This is a genomic window from Vibrio sp. YT-16 (assembly GCF_033337405.1).
GTDB lineage: Bacteria > Pseudomonadota > Gammaproteobacteria > Enterobacterales > Vibrionaceae > Vibrio > Vibrio alginolyticus.
Window position 1 is genome coordinate 119,176 of sequence record NZ_JAWOQQ010000002.1, and the last position, 12,297, is coordinate 131,472.

Consider the following 12,297-nt stretch of genomic DNA (forward strand, 5'->3'; position numbering starts at 1 on the left):
GGAGAACTAGTATGAGTACATTCAGAGAAATTCGTCAGCTTATTCCTGCGCAACCTACTGCTGATGGTGATGGAGTGAAAATTCGCCGAGTAGCGGGTTTCAATCATGCTAGTTTTTCTCCATTTTTGATGATGGATGAACTCAAATCAGAAGACCGCGCTGATTATATCGGCGGTTTCCCTCCGCATCCGCACCGCGGTATCGAGACGCTTACTTATATGTTGAAAGGTCATTTCCAGCATCGTGATCATATGGATAATGTTGGCGAGCTTCGTTCCGGTGGTGCACAGTGGATGGCAGCAGGAAGAGGCGTCATCCATAGCGAAATGCCTATTATGAAGGAAGGCGAACTGCATGGTTTCCAAATTTGGATTAACCAGCCTGCGAAAAATAAGATGCAGCCAGCTCAATATCATGACTTTCAACCTGAAACGATCACTGAGTTTGATACTCCGAATACGGGGGTTGTACGTTTGATTGCGGGTCATATGACTATAAACAACGAACGAATTCAGGGGCCGCTAACAGAGACAGGTGTTGCTGCCACGGTAGCCGATTGGAGAGCGATGGGTGGTCAAGCTTTGAATTTGAACACGGAGCAAGATAACAACACGATGCTCTATGTCTATAAAGGTCGTATTCAATTAAGAGGTCGTGAGATCAATCAAGGTGAAATGGCCATTTTATCGAAAGGTGAATGGGTTGAATTGCAGGCCGAAAAAGAGAGTGGTGCACTGATCTTTATTGGTGAGCCAATTAATGAACCCGTGGTGCATTATGGCCCTTTTGTCATGAATAGCATGGGAGAGATAGAACAAGCCATCCAAGACTACAACTCTGGGTTGTTTGAAACTTACTAGTTTTGACAGCCTACTCGCTTTTTCAGTTAGCGAGCAAATTAAAACAGTTTTGAGCCTGAATATTGGGCTCGACCAGAAGCAAATACGATAATCCACTGCCATCGAATTTGCGTTAGCCACGTTTAATCCACGTGGCTTTTTTCTACTTCTGACTCCAACGTATGATGGCTTCCTTTCCTGCTTCAATTCCTAACTCATAAGCATGACGCAGTGGTGCTGGCGATCGACTCAGCCGTTTCAACTTGAATGTTTCAGGAGGACACACTTGAATGATTTCGATACCAGGTGGAGGGTTGTTGATCAGCGCTAAGGTCTGATTGTAGCGAACTTCACGTGTCAACATCGGTTCAATTAATCCGGGCGTTTCTTTCAACATCCTCTTAGTTAGGGCGCTGAATCTTCCTCTTGGCTTTTGATAGCTTGCGGGCTGACTGCGTAAAACCATAATCTTTTTGGCTCCTCGCTTTATTGCTTCTGCAACAGGAAGTGCGTCTGAGACGCCACCATCAACGTATTGAATTCCGTTCAGTGATACGCCATTTCGGTAAAGTACAGGCAGTGCGCTGCTGGCTTTCATTGTTTCTGCCAAGTCGTCGACATCAGGAAGGTGGTACTCCGCTTGCCCATTGTCTTGACGCGTCACGCCTAAAAAGAAAGGTCGTGAATCAGCTTTGAGCGCAGATTTATCGATGCCAAGTTCTTCGAGGGTGACATTCCACATCCAGTCTAAGTTCATCATATCACCACCACGTAGAAGTTGAGATGGAGAGATAAATTCTTTTCTTAAGCTGTAATCGAGGTAGATTTTTAAGTTACGTCCGGGCATTTTAGCTAAGTAGGCAGCCAAGTTGCTAGCACCCGCAGACACTCCCCAAAAGCTATCAAATGGAGAGAACTCGCTAGCAAGAAAATGATCGAGTATGCCGCATGAAAATACGCCTCGCATGGCTCCACCTTCGACAATCAATGCTCGAGAGCCTACTTTTTCCATCACTTCGCTCCACTCTTTATCAATCGGATAATAGCGTGCAGCTTAACGCATAATGGTTTTATACCCAAGTGGGCCAAAGGTCTAGGTTGCGTTCCTTTGAATAAAAAGGGCATCAACGGATGCCCTTGTCACTTTTAGCCTATGGAATTGCGGGTAATTGAGTCGCTAATTTAGTGAAGGAGACCGAGCGAATTAGCCCCCTTACATAGAGCCATACCTGTAGTCCCATACTGATCGTTGTTGGAATAGTTTGATGATCACTTGTTAAATAGGCATACAAACACTATCCAGAGCGTTGTAAGCAAAAGTAATGGGGTGAATACTTTCTGGATAGAAGCGCCATCAGTTAAATTGTAAATTTTGATGGATTCATTATAGAACGCTCGTTTGAATTCTTTGAAGCTAATGTCGCTCTTCGCATGCGACTGTTCATAGTGCTGGTGCGCAGCGTCCGATAGCTGGTATTCCAAGTCTTGGAGCTCGTACTCCTTGTTAAAAAACGCATCCCAAGCCGAAAGGCGGGCTATCGTTTTAGGAGATGGATCCCCATTTAGTTTCTCTAGACGTTTAGCATAAGCTGCTTGATATTTATCCACGGTATATTCCTGTCTGAATAGACGTTGAGTTAGAACATATGTAAAAAAGAAAAATAAGTAATAAAAGGTTTTTTACGTTCTATACCTGTGATAAATGCTAAAAATTTCAATGCTCTAGCACTCCGATGTCGCAAATGATATTGATGGAATTGCTCTGCGACAAATAAAATAATTACTCTAGATAACAACGAATTTTTGTTGTTTTTTTAAAAAACTGATCATGAGATTGAGTGGGGATTTTTACCGAGAAGAATTTCGCTACTGTAACTGTCTATATTTACTCAAAAAGAGAAAATCTTAGAAGCTTTCTTTGATTGATGTGAGATATTTTAGGTCGAAAAGCATTAATTTTGGCTATGCTTATAGTTCGTCTTTTTTGTTGTTGAACTCTACTTCGAGGGGGAAAGAACCCATATTTCGAGCATAGGATAGCTCGCTTTTTCGTTACGTCGTTCTTGGAGTTTGAATCAGTGACGACGCTATGAGTCTAGCATCTTGAACTCACTTGGGTGTATTGATTAATTATAAAAGTAAAGCAGTGCTGAGCTAGGATAAACTTCAACGTAAAGGTGACGGTATGAATATACAATCAGCCATTATTGAATATGCGATAGCGATTATAGGCTTACTTTTGACGGGCGTTACCCTCTGAGCATGACTGCCCAGAGGATAGAAAGCGCATTAGCTTTTTGCTAACGATTGATGTTGTATCGAGCCATTGCAGCTTCTTCTGACGATACAACCGTTTTACCAATTGGTGCGAGTGAAATAACCGCTAGCTTGAGGTGTTGGAGCGCAAACGGAATGCCGATTATGGTGACAAAGCATGCTGCGGCAGAAAGTACGTGACCGATAGCTAACCAAAGGCCTGCAAACACAAACCAAAGGACGTTACCAATAACGCCGAGCGGACTCGTGCCAATGTCCATTTCATTGGTCAATTCATCGCGTGAGATGGCCTCTTTACCGAATGGGAAAAAGGAAAAATTACCCATAACGATACACGCACGCCCCCAAGGTATTCCGATGATGCTAATAAAGGCCAAAATACCAAAAAACCACCATAGCAACCCCATAAATACGCCACCAAATACAAACCAAATGATGTTACCAAGTGTTCTCATTCTATTTCCTTTATTCTTGAATGTGATGATTCAGATACCTGAGAGCACCGTAAAACAAATCTAAACCGTCTGTTTTGTCAATGTGTGCTTTTGTGCCCTCATTCACCTGATTGATAGAATAATCGCCGTAGTCTTAACAGAGAATGAATGCCTTCCTTAATGCAAGTCTTTTTAGTATAGAGCGTAATACTCAATCAAGCATATAGCCAAGAATCGCATTATCTAGAGACAACTTTCTCGAGATATTGACAAATTTGCTCTGCCAATCGATGGCTGGCAATGTTGCGTGTTACTACTTCATCAGCAATATTTCCAGACTCAACGACGCCAAACCAATCGAGCAACATCGAATGGAAACCTTTACTCGTCAGCATTGGCGTCCAGTCTTTCAAATTGATTTTTTGCTCTTGGTTAGCTTGCCATAGTTTGCCTTCAACGAAGGAGTCGAACTCAACTGCCTTGTTTGCATAACAAGCTTGAACGCGCTCTGTAGTGATACCGAAGTGGCGATTCATCGAGGCGTGGAGCAAAGTATCTCCATGTTGCCACTGAATATCTAAACGCGCCAACTGACCACCTTCAAGTTGATGAGTTACATAAGCATCTTTTAGATCGGCTTTGGCTGTGACGTTAACGCTGTCTAATGGGTGAATAAAATCATCAAATATAAAGGTACGAACATCCCCCGGTAGTTGGTGACGGTTCTTTTCCCAGCGTAGCGACTTTAAGTCATATATGTTGCCTTGCTGCACTTGTGGCATATGTTGGTTGTAAAGTGGAATGTGACGACGGTTAAAGCCCACATAGAGTGGCTGTCTCTCTTTTTCGGCAATGTCGTACAGCTTTTCCACGTCATCAGCACTGTTCGCTAATGGTTTGTCGACAAAGGTTGGAATTCCATGCTGCAGAAAAAATGCCGCTATTTGAGGGTGTACGCTTGTTGCCGCATGAATCATGACGGCATCGACGCCAAAGTGTAGAAGTTGCTGGTAGTCTTGGCAGATCTCTGAGATTCGATACTGCTTAGCCAGGCTCTCAAGTGTGTTTGGGTTGCGGGTACAAAATACAAGTTCGATATTTGGAAGCTGAGTGATAACAGGAAGGTATGCTTTCTGAGCGATATCCCCTAGACCAATAATACCAATTTTCATCCTAGTCCTTATCTCGATGTATGGGTCGCGGACTGTCAGTATAACGCTTGGCGCGGCGATGAGTTTAAATACCTTGTTAGAAAAAGCCTGATTCACACTTTGAGCCAGGCTTTATTGAATGATTTAGGAAACGGCTCGGCAGGCTTTGAATATATCTAACTTGCTATCGTAGGCTTGAGTTTGTACATCCATAATGCCTAATAAAGAGTGGAACACGTTATCATGTGAGTATTGGCCTGCATTCTGTGCTTGTTTATACAAACAGTCGGTATTGATCTGCTTCGCTTGTTTAAAGCCCGAAGACAGCCACATAATCAAAGGAACGCGTTTTTGGAAATCTGGTGCAAGGCCATAAGGCATACCATGTAAGAACAATCCGTTTTCGCCTAGTGACTCACCGTGATCCGATATATAAATTAGCGCGGTATTATACTCAGACTCTAACGCTTTAAGTTTTTTGATGGTTTCTGCCAATACATGATCGGTGTAGCGTATTGTATTGTCATATGTGTTCACTATTTGTTCGATGCTACAGTTTTCGATATCTGCACGTGGACAGTCTGGTTTAAAGAAGGCGTTGTCTCTTGGGTAACGCTGAAAGTAGGTCGGACCGTGGCTTCCTATAAGGTGCATGGCGACCACTCGGTTACCGTGCATATCCGCGACTTCCTGATCAAAATGATCTAATAGCGCCATGTCGTAACAAGTTTGGCCATTACACATAGGGCTTACTTGCTTTCGATCCACTTCGATTTTCTTGATCTTGTGGGCTACTTCTTTATCCCCACCGTCATTTTCTTTCCAAATGAGGTCAACCCCGGCGCGCTGCATTATATCGAGAGCATTGTCCTGGTTATCCGCTTTGGTGCGTTCAAACTCGTTTCGCGTGAGCTGTGAAAACATACAAGGCACAGATACAGCAGTCGCGGTGCCACAAGATGCGACGTCTTGAAATGAGATAACATCCAATTTACTAGTATAAGGGTTTGTCTCTCGTGTATAGCCATTGAGTTGGTAGTTCTGCGTTCGAGCGGTTTCTCCTACGACAAAAACCAGTAGTGTTGGTTTGTGCTGTGCTTGCTGTACGGCGCTATCTGACTGCTTTGCATCTGTGCCGATTTCTCGATATGGCTCTGGCGTGGTGAAATATTTCTCCTTCACATACCCGGTCGCGCTGTAAACGAACTGGGTGGGTATGATGATTTTTTTTAGGTGGCTATTGTTGCGCCCTACAGATGCGTAGTCTTGATAGTACACGCTGGCAATGACGGCGATGACAGCTAGCGACGACAGCATCGATACTAATTTGGTAACAGAGAAGTACAGTAATTGGTGACGTTGAGATTGCAGCTTGACCTTAAAGACAATTATCGCTGGGATAACTCCCATAATCAGCGTCCAAATTACAGAGTGAGCACTCAGGTAAGAACTCGCCTCGCTCGAATCGGTTTCAACAATATTGGCAATCATTCCAGAATCGAAAAGTGTGCCATAGTTATAGCTTGCGTAGCTCACCATACTTGAAACAATGATTAAAATTATAAAGAACGGCTTGCCGATCCAAGGCCAACTAAATAAATTAAAAAGGAAATTGAGCGCGGCAAGAAAGAAAATTGGTATTGTGATAATAAATCCAATCTTGACATTATCTAAGTGTGTAAAGATGCCGATCAGTTCTTTATAAATAGGGATATTTACGACGAGAGCGAAATACAGCGCCAACAGGAAAGTAAAGGTAACGTAAGAGATACCTCTCTGTTGTAAATCATGTGTCTTCATAATGAGTGTCTTGAATAAAAATTAGAGCAAGAACGAAGCCCAAATAAAAAGGGCAAGAGTTAACGCAACAAATACTGCTGCTGAGCCAATATCTTTGGCTCTACCACTGAGCTCGTGCCAGTCATCGCTAACACGGTCGACAACCGCTTCTACGGCGGAATTAATGAGTTCGACGATCAATACCAAGAACAGGCTACTGATCATCAGCACTCTTTCGTATGTGGTGACAGGAAGGAAAAAAGCACAGACGGAAAGCACCAAGGCGAGAATCAATTCTTGTCTAAAAGCGGCTTCGTGTGTCCATGCGGCTTTCAATCCTTGAAATGAATAGCCGGTCGCATCCATGACACGGCGTATACCTGTTTTACCTGGCTTCAAAATATGACCTTACTATTTAAGCATTGGGATGGAACACATATCCCAGAGAGGTAACGAGATTAATCGTTACAGCGTGAAACATTTGTGAATAGAATCCATCGCGCGATAATTTAAGAAAAGTGCTTATTTAATCAAGATCGTAGACGGTATAGCCTTTGTGCTGGAGGCATTTACGCAATACGAGAGATTGAGTTTTGGTTGAATCATTTGTTCCACTCAAAGCACCAGCTCCAGCTCCTACAGCACCGCCGGCAGCAGCACCGACAGCCGCTCCACCTAATCCGTCTTCTAGCGCACCAGCTGCTGCGCCGATCAATGCGCCTGTAACTGCCCCATTAGTGGCTTCAGATTTCGCTGCCTCTGATTTGTCGACATTTTCTGCATAGCCTTGGCAGTAAAGAAAGTCTTGTTCATATGTACTAGGGTCGACATTGGTCATGTCGACGACAGGTTTTTGGTTGTAGGCGCAAGCTGTAAGCGTAGAAGTAAGCGCCATAATCAGGATAAAAGATTTATACATGAGTACTATCCATTTAGTGTGTGAATCTTATGGATTAAATGTACACTGTTTTATTGTTGGGCTCTGTCGCTTGAGTGTATTGAAGTGTCGTCTTCTGTAAACGGGGTAGGAAGGTTAAGTTAACTGTCTGATTTTTTGAGGCTAAGTGTGAAGCAAGCTCCTCCAAGTGGGCTATGGCAAATCGAAACTTCTCCACGTTGAAGCTCCATTATCTGTCTGACAATCGCCAAACCGAGCCCAAAGCCGCTCGTCTTTTTGTTGCGAGATTCATCCGCGCTGTAAAATGGTTCGAATAGATGAGGCCAATGCTTTTCTTCAATACCTATGCCATCATCATGAACATTGATGAAGCAGCGGTGTTGATCGTGTTTTATCTCTACTAAAATCTGCTTATCTGCGTACCGCATTGCATTGCGCAGCAAGTTATCTAAGGCTCGCTTTAACAATTTTGGGTCAGCAAACGCGAGAACGTTTTCTGAGTTTACTTCTTGAAGCGAAATACCGAGCGTAGTCTCTTTTTGCCATCTCTGTCGTAACTCTTTGACTAAGTTGAATAGGACGACTTCTTCTTGAGTTTGTAATGCTGTGTCAGGACGCTCCATCTTTGCGTAGTAAAGCAATTCTTCAACCATTTCTTCCATCTCGTCAATGTCTTCGACGATACTGTAAACATACTTTTTCTGTTGTTCAGTTAAGGTTGAATCCGATAACAAATCTGCTTGCCATTGTAAGCGGAAGATTGGGGTACGCAATTCATGTGCAACGGCGTTAGTTAGCATTTTATTGCTAGTGATCAAGCGAGATACTTTATCGGCCATCGTGTTAAAGCTTTTGTTTAACGTCCCAACAGACTTAGCGCTTGAGGTACTAGCTCGAGCCTTGAAGTTACCTGAGGCAAACTCAACGGTCACTCTCTCTAGCTCTCGAATCCGACGGCTTAAGAACCAGATCAACAATATGCAATACAGAGCAAATCCAGCTAAAAAGAACAACCAAACGATATTGTCATCAAAGTTGGCAGCTTTAACCACAGGGCTATTCGGATTATCGCTCATTTTAAAGATAGGCGTGCTCGCATCTAGGCGGAACCAGATATCCCTTTCTTCATCGTAAGCGACGTTAACGGAGGTATCACTTTCAAACGCCTTTTTGATGTCTGTTGGAAGCTCTTCAAGCGTATGAGGCACCAACAAACGATGGCTTGATGTGGCAAATTGTTCCAACTGTTGTTGAGTATATTCTAATCCGTGTTCTTTATAGATAGGGTAGATCAGATCGTGAAAAGCTTGACCCTCATGCTCTTGTAATAGGTAGTCATAATCTGTGTTGATCTCATAAACTAAGAACTCGTATCCCCACAAGCTAGCCATAAACAGAATGATAAGGCCAACAAAGCTTTCCAGATAAATCCGTCTCATTATTCATTCCATGCATCAGGCATAAATAGGTAGCCTTTGCCGCGAACGGTAATGATTTTTTGTGGTGAGCAAGAAGCATCGCCTAGCTTCTTTCTCAGTGTCACTATGCGATTATCAATGGTGCGGTCTGTTCCATCGTATTCAATACCACGCAGTGTTTTGGTCAGCCACTCGCGTGATAGTGTTTTTTCAGCATGCGTTGCAAGAACCCACAACAAATCGAACTCGCCGTCTGTCAGCGCAATTTCTTCTTGGTTCATTACGCACGATTTACGCAATCGGTTTAAACACAGAACACCAATTTGTAGGCCGTTTTCGGACTCGGTAGGCGCCGCCTCTTTTCTTCTTAATAGCATGCGAATACGAGCCAGCAATACGCGAGGTTTGATGGGTTTAGTAACAAAGTCATCTGCGCCTATTTCTAATGCGGCGACATGATCGAAGTCATCATCACTTGCTGTCAGCATCAACACTTTGCCTTTGTAGCATTCTCGGATTTGACGACATACACTCAGACCATCTTGCCCGGGTAGCATCAAATCTAACAGCACCACGTCTGGTTGTGTGTCAATAATCGCATTGGGTGCGTCCGTCCCATTGTCGATACATTTGACCTGAAAACCTTGTTCAACAAAATACTCACCCAACATAGTTTGTAATTTGGGATCGTCTTCCACAATGATTAGAGATGGTTTGATTTGTTGTGCGTTCATTTAAGTGATGTATACAATATTTAATATCAATGGAACTTAAACAAATTTACGAATTATTTCAAATAAAGCTTTCTCAGAATAAGGTTATCGGATGAGTTAATTGGATAAAATTGCCAATTAATGATTTAAATCTAATCACCAATCACATTTCGGGAGATGTAAAAAGGCGCAACGTTTGCGCCTAGGTATGGAATCTTAAAGCGAAATTACCGCTTATTCGGTGGTACACACGACGCTGTTGTCGCTGCCAAAAACATTTGGAACGTAAGCATCAGCTTGTGGGTCATTTTCCCACTTCGCATCATCGAGCAAGTAACGGAACTGAACATTCTGCGCTTTAGGTAAGCGGGTTTTAAATTTAAACTGACGACTTTTCTTCACTAATTTCATCGGTTCTGGCTGCCAGTTGTTGAAATCTCCAGCAATTTGGACAGAGTCCCACTGATCTTTATCTAGCTCGAACGTGACTTCGACTTCATCTTTTGTCTTAAAGAATCTTTTTTTAAGCATTGATCTTTCCTTGTTCGTACAAAAACTGTTCTAACTATTACTCGTGTTGCATAATGATTTCAAGTTTTATCGAATTGTTGCTGGTATCTGATGAGGGGAGTATCCGAACGGTGAATAGCTCGTTGTGCTGGTTTCGTGTACTGAGGGAGCGTTAGAGAGAAAATTCACTAGCCTAAAATAGTCAAAGAACAGAGTTTGTTAGCGAGCCGAGAGTCCGTATCTTGAAGTCAAACCGTTATCATGTATTATCTTAAATCACCATTTTCCTTGATGTAGCTATGTTGAAGTTTAACCGTACATTGTTGACTGCGATAGTTTGCTTAGTTGCTATGCTTTTGAGTAGTGTCGCTCCTGTGGCGCAGGCTTCCGCTCAGATGAAAACAATTGAAGTACGCGATCTTATTGTTCAACAGGCTGCTCTGCACAAACAACTTGGCATCAATGACGACTGCGTAGAATCACATCACGATGAGTCAGCCATCAATAAGGCACAACAATCTCACACGAGTTGTAGCTCTTCCTGCATGGTCAAAATTCCCGCCAACTTATCTCAAAACGACTTACTGCTTCTTCCTTATAGCCTTGCCTTGATTGATAGGCCTCTAGTCGAAAAAGTAGTGACAGTGATCACCAAGCTTTATCGTCCTCCGATTGTTTAATTCCTCATCTCAAATTACTTGGGGTTTACCCCTTTTTACCAAATGAAATTATTTGGCATTTGAATGCCACAAGGAAATAAACAATGAAAAAACTACTTGCCTTATGTAGTGCACTTTTACTGACTTTTACCGCTCATGCAGCGCAATTTGAAGAAGGGAAGCACTACAAAGTTCTGGATGTAAAGAAAGCATCGAAACCTGTTGTGACGGAATTCTTTTCTTTTTATTGCCCACATTGCTACAAGTTTGAGTCGCTTATTGAGCGTTTAAAACCTGCTCTGCCAAAAGAGGCAAAGTTTGAAAAGGTGCATGTGGGGTTCATGGGCGGAGATATGGCGATTCCGATGGCCAAGTCCTACGCGACGATGGTGTCGCTTGGGGTTGAAGATACAATGATTCCTGCCATGTTTGCCCAAATTCATCAAAAGCGACAAGCGCCAAAAGACGAAGCTGAGCTGAAACAACTCTTCGTTGATAATGGCGTAGAAGGTAAGAAGTTTGATGCGGCGTACAACAGTTTCGCCGTAAACTCAATGCAGAAAGGTTTTGATAAGCAATTCTCTGCTAGCACGTTAAGAGGGGTTCCGGGTGTGGTTGTGAACAATAAATACATTGTTTTGGCCAACGAAATTCGTACTTACGACGAGTACAATCAATTAGTTAATTACTTATTGACGCTGTAACTGTAAATAGCATTGATGCTTAAAAATGGCGACGGTAGAGTCGCCATTTTTTATGCTTATCACACTCGTATTATCTAAGAACGCTTGTACATGCTTGAGTCGGAACACTAGTCATAAATATGGCATGCGGATAAAACAAGCTAGCAGCAGTGATTGCAACATTACATGGCTGAGCAATCGTGGTTTTAATCACATTGGTAAGCACAGCGCCTGTATTATTTACTGTTTGAGCGGCGGCTTGTTGTGCCTGGTAAGACACGCAACCTGTCGTTGCATTGATCATCGCAGTGCTAAACAAAAGTTTGCGAAAAAACATATTCATATCCTTTGTGAATGCTTTGAATTACTTATATGTGGATTGATTCATAAATGAAACAAAACAGTGTTCAAAATATGTGTGCATTCACGAAATGAACATTGTTTTATAAAAAGACGTTTTTTGTGATCTTAGTACTGGACAGACCAGGTTATGAAACTAAAGCCAATCCGTGCATTACGATTACGCCGAAGGTCAGTTTGCTCCTCATTCCTTGATATCCCTTGGGCTCGGCGTCTTGTTCGACTTTCCTCACGAGCTTTTCTGCATACCAAACAGCAAGGTACCCAATTGCTAAGAGTAGGGTTGCGACTGCGTAATGTTTGTGGCCCTGCAGTAATGCGCCCCAAGCCAGTAAGACAAAAAGGTTGCTGAGAATTAATATATTTTGGCTAAGGCGATGGTAGTAATGCTCAATGCCATTACCCCAAAGGATGCCGGATAAAAAACTTAATATAACGGCGCTATATGCGATGAAAAATTGCTGACCACTTAAATTGAAGAGTGAGATGTCAGTGAAAATCAGCCCTAAACTAAACACAAATGGAACCAGGCCTAAGTAACCGAGTTGTAGCATGGTTGAGCGTGTTGTCATGGTC

At 42.8% G+C, this 12,297-nt stretch carries 15 protein-coding genes; 3 read left to right on the forward strand and 12 right to left on the reverse strand.

The window, feature by feature from the left end:
- Positions 1-11: 11 nt before the first annotated feature.
- Positions 12-860, forward strand: a complete 849-nt coding sequence (locus tag R7F07_RS03950; RefSeq protein ID WP_171342623.1) for a pirin family protein — start codon at positions 12-14, stop codon at positions 858-860.
- A 142-nt stretch (positions 861-1,002) separates the two neighbouring features.
- Here the strand turns inward: R7F07_RS03950 and R7F07_RS03955 are convergent, their stop codons facing one another.
- The 10 genes from R7F07_RS03955 to R7F07_RS04000 form a co-directional block, all read right to left on the reverse strand.
- Positions 1,003-1,851, reverse strand: coding sequence for a patatin family protein (locus R7F07_RS03955; RefSeq protein ID WP_054577745.1), 849 nt, complete (start codon positions 1,849-1,851; stop codon positions 1,003-1,005).
- 257 nt (positions 1,852-2,108) lie between these two features.
- Complete coding sequence (locus tag R7F07_RS03960; protein ID WP_017635147.1) at positions 2,109-2,447, reverse strand: hypothetical protein; 339 nt, start codon at positions 2,445-2,447, stop codon at positions 2,109-2,111.
- A gap of 692 nt (positions 2,448-3,139) precedes the next feature.
- Positions 3,140-3,571: a YccF domain-containing protein gene (locus R7F07_RS03965; RefSeq protein WP_005373685.1), complete on the reverse strand. Its 432-nt coding sequence runs from the start codon at positions 3,569-3,571 to the stop codon at positions 3,140-3,142.
- 218 nt (positions 3,572-3,789) lie between these two features.
- Positions 3,790-4,722 (reverse strand): Gfo/Idh/MocA family protein, encoded by a 933-nt coding sequence (locus tag R7F07_RS03970; protein ID WP_042522689.1) that lies wholly within the window; start codon positions 4,720-4,722, stop codon positions 3,790-3,792.
- Between the two features lie 123 nt (positions 4,723-4,845).
- A complete protein-coding gene (locus R7F07_RS03975; RefSeq protein WP_171342622.1) occupies positions 4,846-6,501 on the reverse strand; it encodes a phosphoethanolamine transferase in 1,656 nt (551 codons plus the stop codon).
- A 21-nt stretch (positions 6,502-6,522) separates the two neighbouring features.
- The gene (locus R7F07_RS03980) at positions 6,523-6,879 is read right to left on the reverse strand and encodes a diacylglycerol kinase (RefSeq protein WP_017635149.1); all 357 of its coding nucleotides are present in this window, start codon (positions 6,877-6,879) and stop codon (positions 6,523-6,525) included.
- A gap of 127 nt (positions 6,880-7,006) precedes the next feature.
- The gene (locus R7F07_RS03985) at positions 7,007-7,399 is read right to left on the reverse strand and encodes a hypothetical protein (protein ID WP_005385575.1); all 393 of its coding nucleotides are present in this window, start codon (positions 7,397-7,399) and stop codon (positions 7,007-7,009) included.
- A 119-nt stretch (positions 7,400-7,518) separates the two neighbouring features.
- Complete coding sequence (locus R7F07_RS03990) at positions 7,519-8,817, reverse strand: ATP-binding protein (RefSeq protein WP_017819858.1); 1,299 nt, start codon at positions 8,815-8,817, stop codon at positions 7,519-7,521.
- Entirely contained in the window at positions 8,817-9,530 is a 714-nt protein-coding gene (locus R7F07_RS03995; protein ID WP_005373673.1) for a response regulator, read from the reverse strand. Before R7F07_RS03995 ends, R7F07_RS03990 begins: the two co-directional genes overlap by 1 nt.
- A gap of 213 nt (positions 9,531-9,743) precedes the next feature.
- Entirely contained in the window at positions 9,744-10,040 is a 297-nt protein-coding gene (locus R7F07_RS04000; protein WP_017635151.1) for an isoamylase early set domain-containing protein, read from the reverse strand.
- Between the two features lie 278 nt (positions 10,041-10,318).
- Here R7F07_RS04000 and R7F07_RS04005 point away from each other — a divergent pair, with 278 nt between their 5' ends.
- Entirely contained in the window at positions 10,319-10,699 is a 381-nt protein-coding gene (locus R7F07_RS04005; RefSeq protein ID WP_171342621.1) for a hypothetical protein, read from the forward strand.
- Positions 10,700-10,782: 83 nt separating this feature from the next.
- Positions 10,783-11,382: a thiol:disulfide interchange protein DsbA/DsbL gene (locus R7F07_RS04010; protein WP_005373667.1), complete on the forward strand. Its 600-nt coding sequence runs from the start codon at positions 10,783-10,785 to the stop codon at positions 11,380-11,382.
- A gap of 70 nt (positions 11,383-11,452) precedes the next feature.
- Here the strand turns inward: R7F07_RS04010 and R7F07_RS04015 are convergent, their stop codons facing one another.
- Entirely contained in the window at positions 11,453-11,698 is a 246-nt protein-coding gene (locus R7F07_RS04015; protein WP_005373664.1) for a hypothetical protein, read from the reverse strand.
- Between the two features lie 151 nt (positions 11,699-11,849).
- Entirely contained in the window at positions 11,850-12,293 is a 444-nt protein-coding gene (locus R7F07_RS04020; protein WP_171342620.1) for a DUF3429 domain-containing protein, read from the reverse strand.
- Positions 12,294-12,297 lie beyond the last annotated feature (4 nt).

What these genes read in the sequence shown, in the direction of transcription:
- R7F07_RS03950 (WP_171342623.1), top strand. Translation starts at nt 12, where the DNA reads ATGAGTACATTCAGAGAAATTCGTCAGCTTATTCCTGCGCAACCTACT.
- R7F07_RS03955 (WP_054577745.1), bottom strand. Translation starts at nt 1,851, where the DNA reads ATGGAAAAAGTAGGCTCTCGAGCATTGATTGTCGAAGGTGGAGCCATG.
- R7F07_RS03965 (WP_005373685.1), bottom strand. Translation starts at nt 3,571, where the DNA reads ATGAGAACACTTGGTAACATCATTTGGTTTGTATTTGGTGGCGTATTT.
- R7F07_RS03970 (WP_042522689.1), bottom strand. Translation starts at nt 4,722, where the DNA reads ATGAAAATTGGTATTATTGGTCTAGGGGATATCGCTCAGAAAGCATAC.
- R7F07_RS03975 (WP_171342622.1), bottom strand. Translation starts at nt 6,501, where the DNA reads ATGAAGACACATGATTTACAACAGAGAGGTATCTCTTACGTTACCTTT.
- R7F07_RS03985 (WP_005385575.1), bottom strand. Translation starts at nt 7,399, where the DNA reads ATGTATAAATCTTTTATCCTGATTATGGCGCTTACTTCTACGCTTACA.
- R7F07_RS03990 (WP_017819858.1), bottom strand. Translation starts at nt 8,817, where the DNA reads ATGAGACGGATTTATCTGGAAAGCTTTGTTGGCCTTATCATTCTGTTT.
- R7F07_RS03995 (WP_005373673.1), bottom strand. Translation starts at nt 9,530, where the DNA reads ATGAACGCACAACAAATCAAACCATCTCTAATCATTGTGGAAGACGAT.
- R7F07_RS04000 (WP_017635151.1), bottom strand. Translation starts at nt 10,040, where the DNA reads ATGCTTAAAAAAAGATTCTTTAAGACAAAAGATGAAGTCGAAGTCACG.
- R7F07_RS04005 (WP_171342621.1), top strand. Translation starts at nt 10,319, where the DNA reads ATGTTGAAGTTTAACCGTACATTGTTGACTGCGATAGTTTGCTTAGTT.
- R7F07_RS04010 (WP_005373667.1), top strand. Translation starts at nt 10,783, where the DNA reads ATGAAAAAACTACTTGCCTTATGTAGTGCACTTTTACTGACTTTTACC.
- R7F07_RS04015 (WP_005373664.1), bottom strand. Translation starts at nt 11,698, where the DNA reads ATGTTTTTTCGCAAACTTTTGTTTAGCACTGCGATGATCAATGCAACG.
- R7F07_RS04020 (WP_171342620.1), bottom strand. Translation starts at nt 12,293, where the DNA reads ATGACAACACGCTCAACCATGCTACAACTCGGTTACTTAGGCCTGGTT.